This is a genomic window from Myroides odoratus, assembly GCF_965118575.1.
Lineage (GTDB): Bacteria > Bacteroidota > Bacteroidia > Flavobacteriales > Flavobacteriaceae > Flavobacterium > Flavobacterium odoratum_B.
Genome location: NZ_CBCPHW010000002.1, coordinates 1 through 19,186 on the forward strand (window position 1 = coordinate 1; position 19,186 = coordinate 19,186).

The following is a 19,186-nucleotide window of genomic DNA, read 5'->3' on the forward strand; positions in this document are numbered from 1 at the left end:
GTTTTAATTTCCATATCTATCCTGAATTAAAAAGCATTTCATTACTTATCTTGTATGAAATGAAGGAGAAGTATCTATTCAATACTGCTACATTCTATAAAACAAAGTTTGAATAACCAATGCGATACTTCCTTCGTCCGTATTACATACTGAGTGTACTTGGTGTTCTCCAAGTAATTTCCTAAAAAAAAACAGAATTAAAAATATTATTTAATATAGTATTAAAGATTTTTTTCTTATTTAGTTGAGAGTAAGTGTTGTAAATATATATTTTTATTGAAATATTTCAACGCGTTAATTTTTTTTATATCTTCCGAATCATTTTATTAACAAAATTTAAACAAATTAACATGAAGAAATTAAGGGTATTTTTAGCAATAGTATGCCTCACTGTGCTCAATGTTGCATGTAGTAGTGATGATAACAAAGTAGAAGAAAAAAGAGAACAATTGGTTATCCGTTCAGATGCAGAGAACAATACAGTTAAAAAGGGGAAAGAAGTGTTTTTTAGTGCGTATACAGTAGATGGAGATGTATTGAATATATATAACAATCATGTGCGCTATTTTATTGACGGCGTAGAAACTTCGTCTTATTATAAATTTGACAAACTTGGAGAATATCAAATCGTTGGCAAATCTGAGGGTGTAAAGGATAGTTCTCCAATTCGTATTAAAGTGATAGAGGCTGATCCTGAGAATGGATTTGAATATCCCTTTTTGACGGTAACTACGGTAACTGGGATGACAACGTTTGAAGTCGGTGATAGGATTTACTTTGATGTTAGGAATGACGATGGTATGAGCATCACAAATGCTGAATTGGTAATTTCTGATGATGTGTTGATTAGCAATCCTTGGAAACCTACTAAAAGTGGCACATTTAAAGTTGTAGCTATAAAAGGAGGATATAGTAAAAGTCAGGGGTTGGTCATTACAGTAAAATAAGAAAAACGTCTTGGTTTTGGATATAAAAAAAGCCTGATTCGCAAGAATCAGGCTTTTTTATATTTGTGATTTTAAGCTATTAATTAGCTAAAATAATAATCTTGTTGTCATTTAACTCAAGGGTTCCCATTTGGATTGGCAAATGATAGGTATCGTTGCTAACTTTAATGAATTTTGAATTAAAAGGCTCTTTAATAGAAATGTTACTGCCTGTAAACTTCACGTTACCTTTTGTCAATAATGAAACAATAGCGGCGTGATTGTTTAGCATTTGAAACTCACCATCAACGCCTGGAACAGATACAGAAGTAACTTCTCCAGCAAATAAGGTAGCTTCAGGTGATACAATTTCTAATCTCATAATAGTTCTTTTTTAGATGATTATTAAACTTCAGCAAGCATTTTCTCTCCAGCTGCAATCGCTTCTTCGATTGAACCTTTCAAGTTGAAAGCTGCTTCTGGTAAATGATCTAATTCACCGTCAATAATCATATTAAATCCTTTGATTGTGTCTTTAATATCTACAAGAACACCTGGGATACCTGTAAATTGCTCAGCTACGTGGAAAGGTTGAGATAAGAAACGTTGTACACGACGTGCGCGGTGTACTGCTAATTTATCATCTTCAGATAATTCTTCCATACCTAAGATTGCAATAATATCTTGTAATTCTTTGTATTTCTGTAAGATTTCTTTTACTCTTTGTGCACAAGCATAGTGTTCCGTTCCTAAAATTAAAGGCGTTAGGATACGAGAAGTAGAATCTAAAGGGTCTACTGCTGGGTAAATACCTAACTCTGCAATTTTACGTGACAATACCGTTGTAGCATCTAAGTGGGCAAAAGTTGTAGCAGGCGCCGGGTCAGTTAAATCATCCGCAGGTACATATACCGCTTGAACTGAAGTAATAGATCCTTTTGTTGTTGATGTAATACGCTCTTGCATTGCACCCATTTCTGTTGCTAACGTTGGTTGATAACCTACTGCAGAAGGCATACGCCCTAATAAGGCAGATACCTCAGAACCCGCTTGTGTAAAACGGAAGATGTTGTCAACGAAGAAAAGGACGTCTTTTCCTTGGTCGTCTCCAGCACCATCACGGAAGTATTCAGCAATTGTTAAACCTGATAAGGCAACACGAGCACGTGCTCCTGGTGGCTCATTCATCTGACCAAATACGAAAGTAGCTTTAGAGTCTAACATACCAGCTCTATCTACTTTTGATAAATCCCAACCTCCATTTTCCATAGAGTGCATGAAATCATCTCCGTATTTGATAATACCTGACTCTAACATCTCACGAAGTAAGTCATTTCCTTCACGTGTACGCTCTCCAACTCCTGCGAATACAGAAAGTCCACCGTGACCTTTTGCGATATTGTTAATTAACTCTTGAATCAATACTGTTTTACCTACTCCAGCACCACCGAATAATCCAATTTTACCACCTTTTGCATAAGGTTCAATTAAATCGATTACTTTGATACCTGTGAATAATACTTCAGTAGAAGTAGATAAGTCTTCGAATCTTGGTGCAGGTCTGTGAATTGGCAATCCACTTGCTCCTTCTTTTGGTAAGTTTCCTAGACCATCAATAGCGTCTCCAACAACATTAAACAATCTACCAAATACCTCTTTTCCAACTGGAACTTGAATAGGAGATCCTGTAGCAGCTACTGCGTAACCTCTACTTAATCCGTCTGTTGAGTCCATTGAAATTGTACGAACTGTATCTTCTCCAATGTGTGATTGTACTTCAAGTACTAATTTAGAACCATCTGGTTTAATGATTTCTAATGAATCATAAATTTTTGGAAGTTCGGCATTCCCTGTGTTGAACACTACGTCAACTACTGGACCGATAACTTGCGCAACTTTTCCTGTAACTTTAGACATTGCTTATGTATTTATTTAACAGCTATTTACGTTTAATGAAAAAAACTACTTTTTCAGAGTGCAAAGATAGTTTTTTTCTCTTAATATGAAAATGATTAAAAATTTATTTATATATAAAAAATGCGAGCCTATTTAGGGTTCGCATTTTTAAATTATTCAACGGTTACTGACTTCGCTAAATTACGTGGCTGGTCAACGTTACATTCTCTTAAAACGGCAATGTGGTAAGACAATAACTGTAAAGGAATTGTGGTAAGAATAGGGGTTAATGCCTCTGATATACCAGGTACTTCAATTACGTGATCTGCTAACTCTCTTACTTGTTTATCACCTTTGGTTACAACAGCAATGATTTTACCACTACGGGCTTTAATTTCTTGGATGTTGCTCACTACTTTGTCATAGTGCATTTGGTCTGGTGCAATTACAATAACAGGCATATGCTCGTCAATCAAGGCAATTGGACCGTGTTTCATCTCTGCTGCAGGATATCCTTCCGCATGGATGTAAGATATTTCTTTTAGTTTTAAAGCTCCTTCTAGTGCTACAGGATAGTTATATCCTCTTCCTAAATATAAACAATTGGTTGCATTTTTGTAAACTTTTGCAATCTTTAAAACCTCTTCATTCTGGGTAAGTGCTTCTTTGACGCGTTCTGGAATCAGTTCTAATTCGTGTAAATATTTTAAATACTCAGAATTAGATAAAGAACCTTTTGCTTTTGCTAAACGCAATGCAATTAAAGTTAAAACGGTAATTTGGGTTGTGAAAGCTTTGGTTGAAGCAACGCCAATTTCTGGACCTGCATGGGTATAAGCCCCGGCATGAGTTTCTCTGGAAATCGAAGATCCTACAACATTACATACACCAAATACAAAAGCTCCTTTCGTCTTAGCTAATTTGATAGCAGCTAAGGTGTCTGCTGTTTCTCCAGATTGAGAGATAGCAAGAATCACATCGTTAGGATTGATAATTGGATTTCTATATCTGAACTCTGAAGCGTATTCTACTTCAACGGGAATTCTTGCAAATTCTTCAATTACGTATTCAGCTACTAATGCGGCATGCCAAGAGGTTCCACACGCAACGATAACGATGCGTTTTGCATTGATGAATTTATCTAAATTGTCTTCGATTCCAGCCATTTTAACTAGCCCTTTTTCAGCTAGTAAACGACCTCTAAACGTATCGCGAATTACATCAGGTTGTTCATAGATTTCTTTCAGCATGAAATGATCATACCCATTTTTTTCAATCGACTCTAAGTTCAATTGTAATTCTTGAACATAGTGATCTACTAAGGAGTCATCCTTAATTTTTCGAATGGTTAAAGGCTTATGTAAACGAATAATAGCCATTTCTTCATCTTCTAAATAGATGGCATTGTTCGTGTATTCAATGAAAGGTGAGGCATCCGAAGTAATGAAATACTCATTTTCGCCAATTCCGATTGCAAGTGGACTTCCTAAACGAGCCGCTACAATTTCATTGGGTTTTTTGATGTCCATTACTGCGATTGCATAGGCGCCAACTACTTGGTTAAGTGCAATTTGAACAGCTTTTCCTAGTTTTACTTTTTGCGTTTTTTGAACGTCTTCTATCAAATTGATTAATACTTCTGTATCGGTTTCTGATTTAAAAGTATATCCTCGTTTAATAAGCTCTTGTTTTAAAGAATCATAGTTCTCAATGATTCCGTTGTGTATGATAACTAACTGGCCTGAATTGGAGAAGTGAGGATGTGAATTGACATCGTTAGGTACACCATGCGTTGCCCAACGAGTATGACCAATACCTATTGTTCCTTTTTTAATTGCTTCTGTAGCTTTGTCTTCTAAATCGGCAACCTTTCCTTTTGTTTTACAAAGATTAATCGTTTCTCCATCAAAAACAGCTAAGCCAGCACTGTCATATCCTCGATATTCTAGTCTAGTTAGTCCTTTGATAATTACTGGATATGCATCTCTATGACCTATGTATCCAACGATTCCACACATAAATAATTAGTTTTTAGTTTTAGTATAAAATATTTGTAGTGTCATTTTTTTGGTTGAGCTCGTATTCGTTCCGTAAATTACTGTACCTAAAGGTTGCATTGCTGATAAGGCGGGTACATAAGTTACGTTTTCAGGTGTGTTTTCAATATCTGTTTTCAACTTGCTATTAATCCCGTTTTTAACGGTATTTAATAACGCTTCATTGTAGTTAAAAGTTGCTGCAATAGCTAGTTTTGGACTTTTTGAATCTTTATTTTTTAGGATGGCGCGAATGTATTCCGTCAATCTAAATTTATACGTATTCCCTTTGATATTGCTAGATTCAATGGCTGCTTGGTAGATTCCTCCATAAAGTAATTTACTGTACTCCGAGTTTGCAGAATTGTCATTTAGAAAATCAGAAATTGGCGTTCCATTGTCATAGTTGTATAAGTACAAGCGCTGTGGAATTTGATTTTTATTCATGGCCGCATCATCGACATGCACTGTTAAGATGGCATCATTGATTAAAAGATTCAAGTCTTTTAATTTTTTCAATTCCTCAAAATCATTTTTATTAAATAAATCAATAACAGCAACGTTTCCTTCACCTCCCTTAACATACAATAAAGGATCTCCATTTGTTGTATTTCCTTTTTCTGTATGCGTATTTCCAACCGTAGTATTTAAACTAACATTGATGGTAGATCCAAAGGCAATAGTCGTGTCGCTTGATGATGCATTGCTAAAAGGTAGTGAGATGCTTCCACGCTCTGTTTTTTTAATAGCATTTCCTTCGCCATCTGTTTCTTCAACTTCTTGATGATATTTGATAACTAATTTTCCTTGTGCTAAATTCAACAAGCCTAATGCACCTACTGAACTATTGCCAGAAGTTTTAAAATATAAACCTCGAAAGAAATCTTTAAATCGGGATTGATCATTTAAAACTGCTTTGTTGTCAATTAATTTTTTGAAGTGATTTTTATTTAAATCTAACCATACGCCAGGAGCTAGTTTCTCTGCTTCTAGCGGTTTACCAGTCTTTTCGTCGTTGATGATATTTCCACTAGCATCTCTTTTGTAGACGATAATGTTTTGCTTTGTAAAAGAGAACTCTTTATTTTGTTTTAAATCGTTCGAGTCATTTAAAAGCGTAGGTTTTTTATATTGTTCGTACTGTTGAGTAGCATCTGAAAAATATTCGACTGCTTTACCTGTTCCAGGATTTACATCGTTTAAATAATAACCATTTTCATACACTTCTAGATTGAAATTACCATCTCCGGTTACATTCAATAATTTATAAAGTGTTAGTTCATTTTCGACTTTGTCATATTGAGAATAATACGGAATGTAAACATACACAGAATCAATAACCGCATTTACTTTTACCGCAGTGAATGAGGTAGAAGAGGATAATACTTGGGTTACAAAGCTACTATTTGCTCTTCCGAACTCGCCATTATCCAAAGAGCCAAAAGGCATATTGGCTAAATTTTTGGTAGCCAAAGCACCATACGGTTGTGTGTAAGTAACCATGTCAGTTACTTGATAGGTGTCAATATTTAAATTATTGTCTCCAATAATATCGCCTCCAACTTCACTAAAATCTTTGTCACAAGATTGTAAACTAGCCATGCTAGCTAAGATTACGAATGTCTTTATGATGCCTTTGTAATTCATCTACTAAATCGATATATGCGTTAGTATTATAAAAATTGGTTATAAAAAGTAGTATACGCCTGAGCAAATTCTTCTTTGGTTGCGTAAGGTAAGAAAGGTTTATTAGAAGATTCAATATATTTTGTTAAATCTAATGGGATGTTCTCAGATGCTAGGATCACTCCGTCCGAATTCTTAACTGCATTAACCATTATGTTGTGATAAGTTGCTTTTTCAAAATCCGAAATATCGCCTTTTGGCAATTCATCAAAAGCTACTTTGGTATGCATAGAACTACTTAATGTTCCTTCAAAACCTTCCTCAAAAATAGAAGTCACTATTTTTGTATCTGCAAAAATGGCTTCGTCTTTATAGTAATTCTTTAAATAGGTGGGCAATAAGGAAGCCATCCATCCTTGAACGTGTATAATATCTGGAACCCAGTTCAATTTTTTAATTGTTTCAATTACCCCTTTGGTGAAGAAAATAGCTCTTTCGTCATTATCTGGGTACAGTACACCGTCTTCGTCTGAAAACGTCGATTTTCTCTTGAAGTATTCATCATTATCTATGAAATAAACCTGAATTCTCTCTTTAGGAATAGAAGCCACTTTGATTATCAAAGGCATATCCATATCATTTACTACGAGATTCATCCCTGATAGGCGGATTACTTCATGTAATTGGTGTCTTCTTTCATTGATGCTACCGTATTTCGGCATAAAAATTCTTATCTGACCTCCCTGTTCATTAATCATTTTAGGTGCATCATAAGACATTAATGAAACTTCATTTTCTGCTAAATAGGGTACCACTTCAGATGATACGTACAATATCCTCTTATCTTTCATCTTCAAAAATAGTTTCTGTTGAAATAAATAAAACTGTCCAAATTTACGAAATTTTATGGAGTTATTTGTCGAATTAACTAATTTTGCCATTATTTAAAACACGAAGTAGATGTTTCTTTTTCATACAAAAGTCGAATTGCAAGCTTATTTAGCGACTTTTCACAAGACGAACCAAGCCATTGGTTTAGTTCCTACAATGGGAGCTATACATAGGGGTCACCTTTCTTTGATGGAGCAATCCTTGAGAGAAAACGGGTGTACTGTTGTTAGTATATTTGTCAATCCAACGCAGTTCAATAACGCGGAAGATTTGGCAAAATATCCGCGTACTTTAGAACGCGATTTAGCGATTATTCGCTCATTATCAGACCATATTGTCGTATTTTCCCCTTCAGTGGAAGAAATGTATACCGGACAAACGGTAGCTAAAAATTTCGATTATGACGGTTTGGAGTTTGAAATGGAAGGGGCTCAACGCCCAGGTCATTTTGATGGAGTGGGTACAATCGTAAACAAACTTTTTGAAGTGGTTCAGCCCACCCACGCCTATTTTGGAGAGAAAGATTTTCAACAACTTCAAATTATTCGAAAATTAGTTGAAAAAGAACAATTGGAGGTAAAAATTATCGGTGTTCCGATTTTTAGAGCACAGGATGGCTTGGCGATGAGTTCACGAAACGAGCGCATTTCTATGGAAGGGTTAAAAAAATCCACCTTTTTATATGACGTTTTGAAACAGGCCCACGCGTTATTTAAAACCGAAGAGATTGAAAAAGTTAATCAATTTGTTGAGTCTCAATTTAAAAATAATTCTACCTTTGACCTCGAATACTTTACAATTGCCGATGAAGAAACGCTCAAGGTTGTCACTGTAAAGCAAGCAGGACATGCCTATAGGGGGTTTATCGTTGCTCACATTGAGGGTGTTCGATTAATAGACAATTTATCTTTTAACTAAACTATCGCGAAATGCAAGTTGAAGTAGTAAAATCAAAAATTCATCGTGTAACTGTAACCGGTGCTGATTTACATTATATTGGAAGTATTACCATAGACGAAGCTTTATTGGAGGCGGCTAATATGATTGAAGGCGAAAAAGTTTCTATTGTTAATATAAACAACGGCGAACGCTTTGAAACGTATGCTATTCCAGGTCCAAGAAATAGTGGAGAAATTACCTTAAATGGACCAGCAGCACGAAAAGTGCACCAAGGAGATATCGTGATTATTATTTCATATGGAATAATGGATTTCGAAGAAGCAAAAACATTTAGACCTTCTATTGTTTTTCCTAATGAGGAGAACAATAGCTTAACGTAGTCAATCATTGAAAAAGACACTTACTAAAGTAATACCTATCTTACTCCCACTTGCGTTGGGAGTTTTTTTAGTTTATTACGCTTTTTCAAAATTTACCGAAGAGCAGATTGAAGAGATGATTGTGCACTTTAAGAGAGCAAACTACAGTTATATTGTCATCGCTTCAATCTTTTCTATTATCAGTCTTTGGGCGCGTGCCTATCGTTGGAAGTACGCCTTAAATTACATGGGGTATGCTTCGTCAACGCTGACTAATTTTATGGCGATTAATATCGGATATCTCATGAATCTTACCGTTCCGCGATCGGGAGAGATATCTCGAGCTTTAGTTTTACAAAAGTACCAGCAAATTCCCTTCGATAAGAGTTTTGGAAGTATTGTTTCGGAACGTGTCGTAGATCTAATCTGCTTGTTGCTTTGTGTTGTTACCGCACTTATTTTGCAATATGACCTGTTAAAGGGCTTTTTGCTAAACTATGTTCCCGTTAATCAACTCTTGGGATTAGGGCTTTTAGCTTTTGGAGGTTTTGTATTGGTAGTACTCGCTTTTATGTATGTGACTTGGAAACCTATTTTGTTTGTTAAACGCAAATTAAAAGGCCTTGTTGAAGGGGTAAACAGCATTTTTAAAATGCCCCAAAAAATAGAATTCTTGTGTTATACTTGTGTGATTTGGTTGGGGTATATCGCTACCTTTTATTTTGGAACATTAGCCTTACAAGAAACGAGTATTTTGAGTTTTCCGATGCTTATGTCTGCTTTTGTAGCAGGTAGTTTTGCAGTTTCCTTTACCAATGGCGGCTTTGGTGCTTTTCCTTTAATCCTAACGGAAATACTTGTTTTGTATCATATTTCTAGTGTCGCAGGTACCGCCTTTGGCTGGATTCTTTGGACTACACAAACAGCTATTGTTGTGGCATTAGGGGCTTTGTCCTTTTTGTTTTTACCGTTGTATTACACCCGTAAAAAATAGTCTTACAAACGACGGAGTTCCTCCTCATTCGCATTCGCTCTTTCTTTTACTTTTAGTTTGCTATTTCCAAATTTGTAACTCGCAGAAAAGCGAAGGGTATGATTATCCCAATTGTTTTTAAATAATTGTGTTGCTGTCGTAGTCTCTTTGTATGTTGCGTAGGTACTGTTTAAAATATTATTCACTTGAAGGGAAAGTTCAATCTTCTTATTGGCCATCAAATATTTCAGCGCCATACTTAAATCAGCATAGGTTTTAGAATGAAAATTCTCTGAAACGCCTCGAAAACTATGTTCGTAATTAACTCCCAAAAACAGGGTTTGTATCGCATTCAATGTGAAGTCATTGGAAGTAGAAAAATAGGCTGCTGTTCCCTTGACTTTTTCTTCATTTTCTAATGCGGTTTGTGTAGAGGAATAAGTAAAAGTAAATTCATTGGAACTGCTCCACCACGGCATAGGTTTGAAATACAAGCTCTCGGTTACTCCAATTAAGTCCATCGTTGTATAATTCATCCAAATGTAGTTGTAGTGCTTGGTTTCTGAATCAATTTGTGACACTTGAGAAATCCCGTCTTTTAAGTGGCTGTAAAATATTTTAGATTCTAATTTTTTGTAGGTATGCGTCAATTCAAAGTTAGTAGTATATGCAGGTTTTAAAAAGGGATTTCCTTCGTGATAGCTATACTCGTTATAGGTAGATCGCGTTGGGTTGAGGCTCTCGAAATTTGGACGACTGATACGCGTGGCATAGTTAAAACCTAGCGTGTGATTTTCGTTGAATACATAACTCAAATATACCGTTGGAAATACTTTTAAATACTGATCTTTATGGGTTTGATCTAAGGCAGAAGCATAGCCTTCGGTTTGGGTTGCTTCAAGTCGCACGCCCACTTGAGCGGTTAGTTTATCTTGCCATGTTTTATTGGCTGAAACATAAAACGCTTGATTATGCTCTGTATAATCAAATTGATTTTGTTGTAGGCTTGGTTCTGCATTGGCCTTGTTGCTATATATCTGTAAATTATTTTTGGTTCTTGAAGAAGATATTTTGGTGCCTAGATTTAGGTTTATTCCCTCTAAAGGAAGCTCCACATCTAGTTTACCTACATAATTTTCCATCGTGTTTTGATTGTTGTTTCCCCCTTGTAGAAAATGATCAGGTAGGCTGTGCATTTGCGGATTTAGCGTTTCAGAATAAAAATTTCTCGTACTCGGTTGATCGCTGTTGATGTAATCTAAATCTAGGGTTATTTTTTTGCCTAAAGTGTCAAGTTTAACTTCATTAAAATACGACAAGATAAAACGGTCTGATTTGGATTGTTCATACGAATCATCCGTGATAAACGAGTGAATTTCTCGATTAGAGAAACGCGTCGTTTTTCCGCTCATAGGACCTCTAAAGTTGTAGCTGTTTTTGGCAAATTTCAATCCCATTTCCCAATTTTGGGTCCATTGGTAAGCAGCTGCCACATTCACGTTATAGTAGTTGTTTCTACCATCCGTTTTACTTCTACTTTCCCAAGTTTCAGAGGGGTAGTATAAATCGTTCTTCCATTCGCGTAAAAAGCGCGCATCACCAAAATTTGCCTGTGCTTTGACACTCCACCCTTTTTGATTAAAAGTAAAACTACCATTGTGGCGTAGTGTATTTCTTTTGCTGCGTTGATAAGATGTACCTAGTAAGGCATTCCATGAGTCGGAAGTCGGTTTTTTAGTGACAATATTGAGGATACCACTATTGCCCTCAGCTTCGTATTTGGCAGGAGGAGTTGTGATAACTTCAATGCTTTTTACGTCTGCACTACTCAAGCTCTCTAAATAACGGGTCAATTCGTCTCCAGACATATAGGTTGGACGGTCATCGAGTAGAACTAATACTTGGCTTTTACCTACTATTTGAATGCCAGTAGAAGAAACTCGAACACCAGGAGTAACTTTCAATGCATCTAAGACATTGCCACCTGTACCAACGACAGCATGCTCTAAATTAAAAACGAGACGGTCTATTTTGCGTTCTATAATTTTGTGCTGTGCTTGGATATGGACTTCATCTAAAAGTTGAGCCGTTTCAAGTTTTATTTTACCCAAATCCATACTTTGTTCAAGATTTAGAGGGGATTCATAAACTTGTTGGTTGAATTGATAGATTATAAGCAGATAGTCTGCTGGTGGAATCACAAATTCGAAGTTTCCGTGTTCTTGTGTATAAGCGGAATAGGTTTGCTTGTTTGAAAGCTGAAGCAAGCGTATTTCAGCAAATTCTGTTGGTTGTTCGCCTTCGTATACTTTACCCGTTAGCTGAACGGTTTGACTAAAAGTAAAAAAGGAAATAAAGAAAAAGAGAAGGGTGTATTTCATGTTCATTTGTTTGAGACAAAGATGCGAAAGCTTTAAGGCGGTGGATTTTTTTTTAGACCAACTCCCTTTCTTTTCCGATAAACAGTTGGTCGGGTTTTTAGAAGTGTTGGTCGAAATTTAAACGACGTTTTGGTTTTTACACGTACCTTTATCCCTGTATTTAGCTAATTATCATGACAAAGAAGCAAATTATTCTCATTCACATTATTTTTTGGCTTGTTTTTATCGTTCGTACTTCCATTCAGTTTAATTACGACAATTTGCAATATGAATTGACTTTTTGGGGAGAAGCAGCAGAAAAGAAGATGTTTCGCTATTATACTTTTGTTTTTTCACTACTTAGTGCAATAGTCTTTTACTTCAATTATTTATATATCATTCCCAAGTTTATAGGGTCCAAGAAGTTTGGGCGAACCATTTTTGGTATTCTTTTAATTTATGCCACCTTTATTGGCTTGCGCTATTTTGTAGAGGAGTATCTCTTGCAATTGCTTTTTGGGTTTACCAATTACAATCCACTATTGCCTATTTCTTTCTATGTTTTTGATAACCTATATTTTGCGAGTCTTTGTATTATTCCCTCTATTACCATTTGGTTGATTGTTCATTTTGTGCAATCCCAAAAAGAAAAAACAGAGGCGTTGGCTTTGAAAACCGAAGCAGAAATCAACTTTCTCAAGTCGCAAGTAAATCCGCATTTTATTTTCAATACCATGAATAATATCTATTATTTGGTGTATCAAAAATCGGATTTAGCCTTAGTAGCTATTGAAAAACTGAGCCACTTAATGCGCTACGTTACCTATGAAAGTCAACAAAAAGCAGTTTCATTAGAGGCTGAAATTGAATATATGGATAGTTATATTGAGTTAGAATGTATGCGAATCCAAGGAGAAACGTATATTGAATTCAAGAAAGAAATTGAGCAACCCCTGTTGCAGATTCCTCCGCTTTTATTACTTCCATTTATCGAAAATGCCTTTAAACACGGTGAAGTGACGGATGGCGCACACCCGTATGTTGTCTCTATTGTGCAGCGAAATAATACGTTGATTTTTGAATCGAAGAATAAGATTAATACCTATCAAAAGGACAAACAAAAAGGAATAGGAGTAGAAAATATACAAAAGCGATTGGCTTTGCATTTTCCCGAAAAGCATAGCTTGACAATAAAACAAACTGAATCTGCGTATTTTTGTAACCTAACGATTGAACTATGAATCCTATTCGCTGCTTTATTTTAGATGATGAACCCTTAGCCATTTCCCTTTTAACGGAATATACCAAGAATATTCCGCAATTAGCACTTGTGGGGGCTTCTACGTCTGCCTTGGAAGCTTTGCGTGTGCTAGAAGAAGAACCGATTGATTTGTTATTTATTGATATTCAAATGCCACAATTGACGGGACTTCAAATTATGGATATTTTAGGAGATAAAACCAAGTATATCGTAACCTCTGCTTATAGTGAATATGCCTTAAAAGGCTACGAATATCAAGTGTTGGATTATTTGTTGAAACCCATTTCTTTTGAGCGTTTTTACAAGAGTATTCAAAAAGCAAAAGAACACTTTCAACCTGTAGTAAAAGATATGCCCCAACCTAAACAGCTTGAGGAGGCAGAATTTTTATTTGTAAAAACAGAGGGAAAACTGATCAAGATTTTTTTGAAGGACTTGCTCTTTGTTGAAGGGTTAAAAGATTATTTGTGTTTGCATTTAAAAAAAGAGCGCATCATTATTCTCGATACGTTTGCTGAATTAGAAAAAAAATTGCCTCAAACACAATTTATGCGCGTCCACCGATCGTATACTATTCGCTTAGATCAAATTGATACGATTGAACGCAATCGCCTATTTATAGCGGATAAAATTATTCCGATTGGAAAAACCTATGTAGATCAGTTTCAACTTTGGATAAAAAATCATAAGTAAATTAACGAGTATGAGTGAACTAATTAATTTCAAAATACAACCAAAAGGCAGTATTTCACAAGCGTTTTTAACGAGAGCCATTTTTACATTTGCTGAGGCTACGGTTTTTATTCAACAGCTGCCTTATGGGAGAAATACGAATAAAGAGGATTTACTTTCTTTTTTTGATGATTGTAAAGGCACCTGTAGTACGAAACACGCTGTACTCAAAAAAGTGGCTATTGAACAAGGTTTTGATGAACTTCTATTAACCATGGGAATATTTAAAATGAATGCAATAAATACGCCATTAATTGCAGGTACATTAACTCAATATGATTTGCCTTATATTCCTGAAGCGCATATGTATCTACAGTATAAAGGGCAGCGCTTAGATTTTACAAGAATAAATTCTTCAGCCAGTGATTTCCAAGCAGATTTATTAGAAGAATGTGAGATTGAACCCGATGAAATAACGCAGGTTAAGCTAGGCAAGCACCGTGAGTTTATTGTTCAATGGTTGCTAGAAAATCCTCATATTCCTTATACGGCAGCAGAAATTTGGGAGATACGAGAGCGATGCATTCAGGACCTATCTGTCTAAACGAGGGATGTTATACCTACAAACAAGGAAGCTATATTCAAGCTTTTAGTTGTAAATTTGAATTTTAGAATTTAAAGGATCAATTAATATGGCAAAAGTAAAAACTGCTTTTTTCTGTCAAAGTTGTGGCGCTCAATCTGCGAAGTGGATGGGACAATGCTCTGCTTGTAAGGAATGGAATACGTTAATAGAAGAAGTGATTCAGAAAGAAGAAAAAACAGCATGGAAAGCAGTTAGTACTAGTGCATCAACTTCAAAACGCCTATCTAAGCCTTTACGAGTTAAGGAAATTGACAGTGCGGAAGAAATTCGGATGAATACATTAGATGGGGAATTAAACCGCGTTTTAGGCGGTGGATTAGTTCCCGGATCGATGGTCCTACTAGGTGGAGAACCTGGAATCGGAAAGAGTACGTTGTTGTTGCAAATCTCTTTGCGCTTGCCTTTTAAAGTACTATACGTTTCTGGAGAAGAAAGTCAGAAGCAAATCAAAATGCGCGCAGAGCGCATCAATCCCTTTAATGAAAATTGCTATATTCTAACAGAAACCAATACCCAAAATATTTTTCGCCAAATTGAAGAGATTCAACCCGATGTGTTGATTATTGATTCGATTCAAACCCTCCATACTGATTATATTGAATCTTCTGCAGGAACCGTTTCTCAAATTAAAGAAACGACTGCTGAGTTAACCAAGTTTGCCAAAGAAACGGGAACGCCTGTATTGATTATTGGTCATATTACCAAAGATGGAAGTATTGCAGGACCTAAAATGTTGGAGCATATGGTGGATACGGTACTACAGTTTGAAGGAGATCGCAATCACGTATACCGTATTTTACGCGCCAATAAAAACCGCTTTGGATCGACTGCCGAATTGGGTATCTATGAAATGCAAGGCAGTGGATTAAGAGAAGTTTCTAATCCATCTGAAATTCTGATTTCACATAAAGATGAAGAATTATCAGGAACAGCTATTGCCGCAACCTTGGAAGGGATGCGCCCCTTAATGGTAGAGGTGCAGTCACTAGTGAGTACCGCGGTTTATGGAACCCCACAACGCAGTGCAACAGGATATAACCTAAAGCGGTTAAATATGCTATTGGCCGTATTAGAAAAAAGAGCGGGTTTTCGCTTAGGACAAAAAGACGTATTTTTAAATATAACAGGTGGAATAACCGTAGATGACCCAGCTATTGATTTAGGTGTAGTTGCTGCGATTCTATCTTCAGATCAGGATATCTCAATTCAAAAAGGAGTAACCTTTGCCGGTGAGGTAGGACTTTCCGGAGAGATTCGACCGATTAACCGCGTAGATCAACGCATTTTAGAAGCTGAAAAATTAGGGTTTTCAGAAATACTCGTTTCTAAGTATAATAAAATTTCATACGCTGGAACGGGGATTAAAGTAGTATTAGTAACCAAGATTGAAGATGTAGTTGAACATCTCTTTGGATAAAAATTGAAAAAAGAAAATAGCATGAGAAAAGGAATTGTTTTAGCTATGGCATTAAGTGCTATTGGCGCTTGGGCACAAAAACCCGTATACACCAAGGCAAATTTAGAAAGTGCCCGTGTGTATTACGATGGAGCGGAGTTAACCCAAAATGCACAAATTACTTTACCTAAAGGATTATCAGAAGTAGTCATTACCAATGTATCGGATCAGCTGATGGAAAACACCATTAAAGTGGGGTCGATTAATGATGTAACGGTGATGTCTGTGCAATTTTCCAATGCATACATCGAGGAATATGACAATGTCAATAACTCTCCTTTAATGAAACCACTTCGCGATAGTATCGCTGCTGTAGCCTTGCGATTGGATAAAATAACGAATGCGATTAATGCCGATACACAAACGATTAACTTATTAGATCGCACGAGTTCAAGTGAGTCGTTTAAGAATTTTGGCTATACCGATGTAACCAAATGGGTAGAATACTACAGTAAAAAGCGTCAGGAATTGCAAAATGCACTGTACCTAAAGAAAAAGGATAAGGAGGTCGTAGAGACCAAGTGGAATGATTTGAAAGCACAATTGACGATTGGAGGAGACAAATCGGAACGCGTGAGTCAAGGTAAATTAATCGTCCAAGTGATGAGTGCAAAAGAAGGACTGATCCCGTTTAAGGTGAATTATGCGACAAACAGAGCACAATGGATTCCATCGTATGACTTGCGTATCGAAAGAGTAAATGAACCTATTAAGATGATGTATAAGGCACAGGTTGTGCAAACATCGGGTATCGATTGGCGCAATGTGAAATTAAGTCTAACTTCAGGTAAGTTGAATCAAAATTATAGTTTACCTACATGGAGTACTTGGTTTGTTCAATATGAAGTGCCGAATGAAGTGATTATTAGCCAAGGGTATAGTACGGTTTCTAAACGAAAAATGACGGGATCAATGGTCGCAATTACTGAAAAAGATAGGGCAATGGAAAACCTGAATTATACTACGCTATCTCCCGCTCTTGAAGAAGTTTCCTATGAGGATCGTAAAACTTTAGCAGAATATACGACAGTGAATCAAAGTGAATTGAATGTAACTTTCGATATTGCTATTCCCTATTCAATTTTAAGCAATGGAAAACGCCACAGTGTAGATTTAAATACCTTTAATTTAAGTGGAGATTACAAATATTATTCCGCACCAAAATTAGATGCGAATGCCTATTTGGTAACCGAGATTTCCGACTATGGGAAACACAACTTATTATCGGGTCAAGCCAATGTAATATACGATGGGATGAATATCGGACAGACGTATTTATCTACAGAAAATACAGAAGAGAAATTGCGTTTAAATATCGGTAAAGACCCCAATATTTCGATTAGCCGTACGTTGATTTCTGATAAATCAGGGACCAAAACGCTATCTTCTAAAAAAGAACAGACCTTTACATATGAAATTACGATAAAGAATAATAAGAAAGAAGGAGTAACTATTCAAGTAGAAGATCAGTATCCAATTAGTACAGATAACTCCATTGAGATTACGTTAAATGAATCGCCAAAAGGAAAAGTAGACCAAGAAAAAGGATTGGTGACTTGGGAGGTTCAATTGCAACCGAATGAAGTGAAAAAAGTGAGAATGAGTTATATAATGAAGTACAGTAAAGACAAAAATATTGAAAATATCGCGTATTAAGCTGTTATTTTATACTGAAAAGCCACGCTTAGCGTGGCTTTTTTTATTTTTTAAGCATGCGTTTCAAGGCGTTTTTTTCCTGGCTGTAAACCACTGCTCCAAAAACGAGTATCACCGCTAAACCAACAAAATAGTTTTCTCTAAAATGATAAAAATAGAGGTAAGATAGAAGGATAGATACGCCTAGATACAAACCAATCGCTTTTTTATCATAGGGAATGGGATAATACTTCTGTCCTAAAACATAAGATACCAACATCATAGAACCGTAAGCTAAAAGCGTAGCGATTGCCGATCCCATATAGCCCCAAACAGGAATTAATGCATAGTTAAAAATCAAGGTCAACACAGCGCCAAAAATAGAGATATAAGCCCCCATACTGGTTTTATCACGTAGCTTATACCAAACAGATAAGTTGGTGTAGATTCCCATACATAAATTCGCTAAGATGATAAGGGGCACTACAACCATAGCATCCCAATAACTTTCATTGCGAATAAATAATACCTTTAAAATATCTGCAAATACGACAACACCCAACATAATAGCGCTACCCATCAAGATAAAATATTTCGTTACCGTTGCGTACTTGGTAGGGGCATCGTCATTCTTCGCATAATTAAAGAAAAAAGGTTCGATTCCCAAGGTGTACGCCTGTCTAAAGAGCACCATAAAAAGGCCTAGTTTATAACAAGCGGCATATTTTCCAACTTCAGCAGAAGCAATATCCGCGGGTAATAAGCGTTGAAGTAAGATTTTGTCAAAACTTTCATTGATGGCAAAGGCTAAACCAGCAATCATCACAGGAAAGCTATAGCGCAACATCTGTTGCAATAATTCTTTGTTGAAGTTGAAACTAAGCTGAAGGTAGTTTTTAGTAAATACTAAAAACGTTGCCGCACTTGCCACTAAATTAGCAATGAAAATATATTCTACCTGAAAGTTCTCAACATACCACGAGCCAAAAAAGGACGAGGGATTTGCTTGAGCCAATAAAGGCAAAAAGTATAAAAAGAAGACATTGAGAACGGAATAAATACAAACATTGCCAATTCGAATCGCACTGTAATACATCGGTCGTTGATCCGCTCTCAATTTGGCAAAGGGTACAATCACCAATGCATCTAAAATTAAAATCCACAGCACATATTGCAAAATATTGACTGGAATTTGTAAGAGGTTAGACCAAAAATCGAGCATAAAGAATCCTGAGAGCGCAAAAATCAAGGTTGTTCCACTGAGAAACAACATACTGTTGTTAATTACCTCCTGCTTATTATCGCGAGCATTATAAAATCTAAAAAAAGCGGTTTCCATTCCAAAAGACAAAATGACGTTTAATAACATCATAATGGAAAAAATAACGCTATAAGCTCCATAGACGTCATTTTTCATTAAATCCGTGTGAAACGGAACCAAGAAAAAACCAATTACTTTTGGAAAAACAGCGGCTAATCCATAGATGGCTGTTTGTTTAAAAATTTTTTTATAAATACTCAAAATATAGAGAGTTAAAGGGTCAATGCT

At 36.0% G+C, this 19,186-nt stretch carries 16 protein-coding genes; 9 read left to right on the top strand and 7 right to left on the bottom strand.

What is annotated here, in order from left to right:
- Positions 1 to 350 precede the first annotated feature (350 nt).
- Positions 351 to 947 carry a hypothetical protein gene (locus tag ACMHJ2_RS01410; RefSeq protein ID WP_413511180.1) on the top strand — a complete coding sequence of 199 codons (597 nt, stop codon included), beginning with the start codon at positions 351 to 353 and terminating at the stop codon, positions 945 to 947.
- A 79-nt stretch (positions 948 to 1,026) separates the two neighbouring features.
- Here ACMHJ2_RS01410 and ACMHJ2_RS01415 read toward each other — a convergent pair whose 3' ends face one another.
- The 5 genes from ACMHJ2_RS01415 to ACMHJ2_RS01435 form a co-directional block, all read right to left on the bottom strand.
- Positions 1,027 to 1,308 carry a F0F1 ATP synthase subunit epsilon gene (locus ACMHJ2_RS01415; protein ID WP_413511181.1) on the bottom strand — a complete coding sequence of 94 codons (282 nt, stop codon included), beginning with the start codon at positions 1,306 to 1,308 and terminating at the stop codon, positions 1,027 to 1,029.
- 23 nt (positions 1,309 to 1,331) lie between these two features.
- Positions 1,332 to 2,843, bottom strand: a complete 1,512-nt coding sequence (gene atpD, locus ACMHJ2_RS01420) for a F0F1 ATP synthase subunit beta (RefSeq protein WP_413511182.1) — start codon at positions 2,841 to 2,843, stop codon at positions 1,332 to 1,334.
- Positions 2,844 to 2,995: 152 nt separating this feature from the next.
- The gene (gene glmS / locus ACMHJ2_RS01425; RefSeq protein ID WP_413511183.1) at positions 2,996 to 4,840 is read right to left on the bottom strand and encodes a glutamine--fructose-6-phosphate transaminase (isomerizing); all 1,845 of its coding nucleotides are present in this window, start codon (positions 4,838 to 4,840) and stop codon (positions 2,996 to 2,998) included.
- A 6-nt stretch (positions 4,841 to 4,846) separates the two neighbouring features.
- On the bottom strand, positions 4,847 to 6,460 hold the full coding sequence (locus ACMHJ2_RS01430) for a DUF4270 domain-containing protein (RefSeq protein WP_413511184.1): 1,614 nt from the start codon (positions 6,458 to 6,460) through the stop codon (positions 4,847 to 4,849).
- A 71-nt stretch (positions 6,461 to 6,531) separates the two neighbouring features.
- The gene (locus ACMHJ2_RS01435; protein ID WP_413511185.1) at positions 6,532 to 7,335 is read right to left on the bottom strand and encodes a glycogen/starch synthase; all 804 of its coding nucleotides are present in this window, start codon (positions 7,333 to 7,335) and stop codon (positions 6,532 to 6,534) included.
- A 109-nt stretch (positions 7,336 to 7,444) separates the two neighbouring features.
- On the opposite strand from ACMHJ2_RS01435, the gene panC reads away from it, so the two are divergent.
- Genes panC through ACMHJ2_RS01450 form a run of 3 tightly spaced genes read left to right on the top strand, consistent with a single transcriptional unit; the run spans position 7,445 to position 9,628 of the window.
- A complete protein-coding gene (gene panC / locus ACMHJ2_RS01440; protein ID WP_413511186.1) occupies positions 7,445 to 8,293 on the top strand; it encodes a pantoate--beta-alanine ligase in 849 nt (282 codons plus the stop codon).
- Between the two features lie 11 nt (positions 8,294 to 8,304).
- On the top strand, positions 8,305 to 8,655 hold the full coding sequence (gene panD / locus ACMHJ2_RS01445; protein WP_002989232.1) for an aspartate 1-decarboxylase: 351 nt from the start codon (positions 8,305 to 8,307) through the stop codon (positions 8,653 to 8,655).
- Between the two features lie 7 nt (positions 8,656 to 8,662).
- Entirely contained in the window at positions 8,663 to 9,628 is a 966-nt protein-coding gene (locus ACMHJ2_RS01450) for a lysylphosphatidylglycerol synthase transmembrane domain-containing protein (RefSeq protein ID WP_413511187.1), read from the top strand.
- A 2-nt stretch (positions 9,629 to 9,630) separates the two neighbouring features.
- Here ACMHJ2_RS01450 and ACMHJ2_RS01455 read toward each other — a convergent pair whose 3' ends face one another.
- The gene (locus ACMHJ2_RS01455) at positions 9,631 to 11,988 is read right to left on the bottom strand and encodes a TonB-dependent receptor domain-containing protein (protein WP_413511188.1); all 2,358 of its coding nucleotides are present in this window, start codon (positions 11,986 to 11,988) and stop codon (positions 9,631 to 9,633) included.
- A 173-nt stretch (positions 11,989 to 12,161) separates the two neighbouring features.
- Here ACMHJ2_RS01455 and ACMHJ2_RS01460 point away from each other — a divergent pair, with 173 nt between their 5' ends.
- The 5 genes from ACMHJ2_RS01460 (at position 12,162) to ACMHJ2_RS01480 (ending at position 17,658) form a co-directional block, all read left to right on the top strand.
- Positions 12,162 to 13,208 carry a sensor histidine kinase gene (locus ACMHJ2_RS01460; protein ID WP_413511189.1) on the top strand — a complete coding sequence of 349 codons (1,047 nt, stop codon included), beginning with the start codon at positions 12,162 to 12,164 and terminating at the stop codon, positions 13,206 to 13,208.
- Positions 13,205 to 13,921 (top strand): LytR/AlgR family response regulator transcription factor, encoded by a 717-nt coding sequence (locus tag ACMHJ2_RS01465; RefSeq protein WP_413511190.1) that lies wholly within the window; start codon positions 13,205 to 13,207, stop codon positions 13,919 to 13,921. The genes ACMHJ2_RS01460 and ACMHJ2_RS01465 overlap by 4 nt, the downstream gene beginning before the upstream one ends.
- Positions 13,922 to 13,931: 10 nt before the next feature.
- Positions 13,932 to 14,504, top strand: a complete 573-nt coding sequence (locus ACMHJ2_RS01470; RefSeq protein ID WP_413511191.1) for a hypothetical protein — start codon at positions 13,932 to 13,934, stop codon at positions 14,502 to 14,504.
- 88 nt (positions 14,505 to 14,592) lie between these two features.
- A complete protein-coding gene (gene radA, locus ACMHJ2_RS01475; protein WP_413511192.1) occupies positions 14,593 to 15,963 on the top strand; it encodes a DNA repair protein RadA in 1,371 nt (456 codons plus the stop codon).
- A gap of 21 nt (positions 15,964 to 15,984) precedes the next feature.
- On the top strand, positions 15,985 to 17,658 hold the full coding sequence (locus tag ACMHJ2_RS01480; protein ID WP_413511193.1) for a DUF4139 domain-containing protein: 1,674 nt from the start codon (positions 15,985 to 15,987) through the stop codon (positions 17,656 to 17,658).
- 43 nt (positions 17,659 to 17,701) lie between these two features.
- Here the strand turns inward: ACMHJ2_RS01480 and ACMHJ2_RS01485 are convergent, their stop codons facing one another.
- Positions 17,702 to 19,159 (bottom strand): oligosaccharide flippase family protein, encoded by a 1,458-nt coding sequence (locus ACMHJ2_RS01485; RefSeq protein ID WP_413511194.1) that lies wholly within the window; start codon positions 19,157 to 19,159, stop codon positions 17,702 to 17,704.
- Positions 19,160 to 19,186 lie beyond the last annotated feature (27 nt).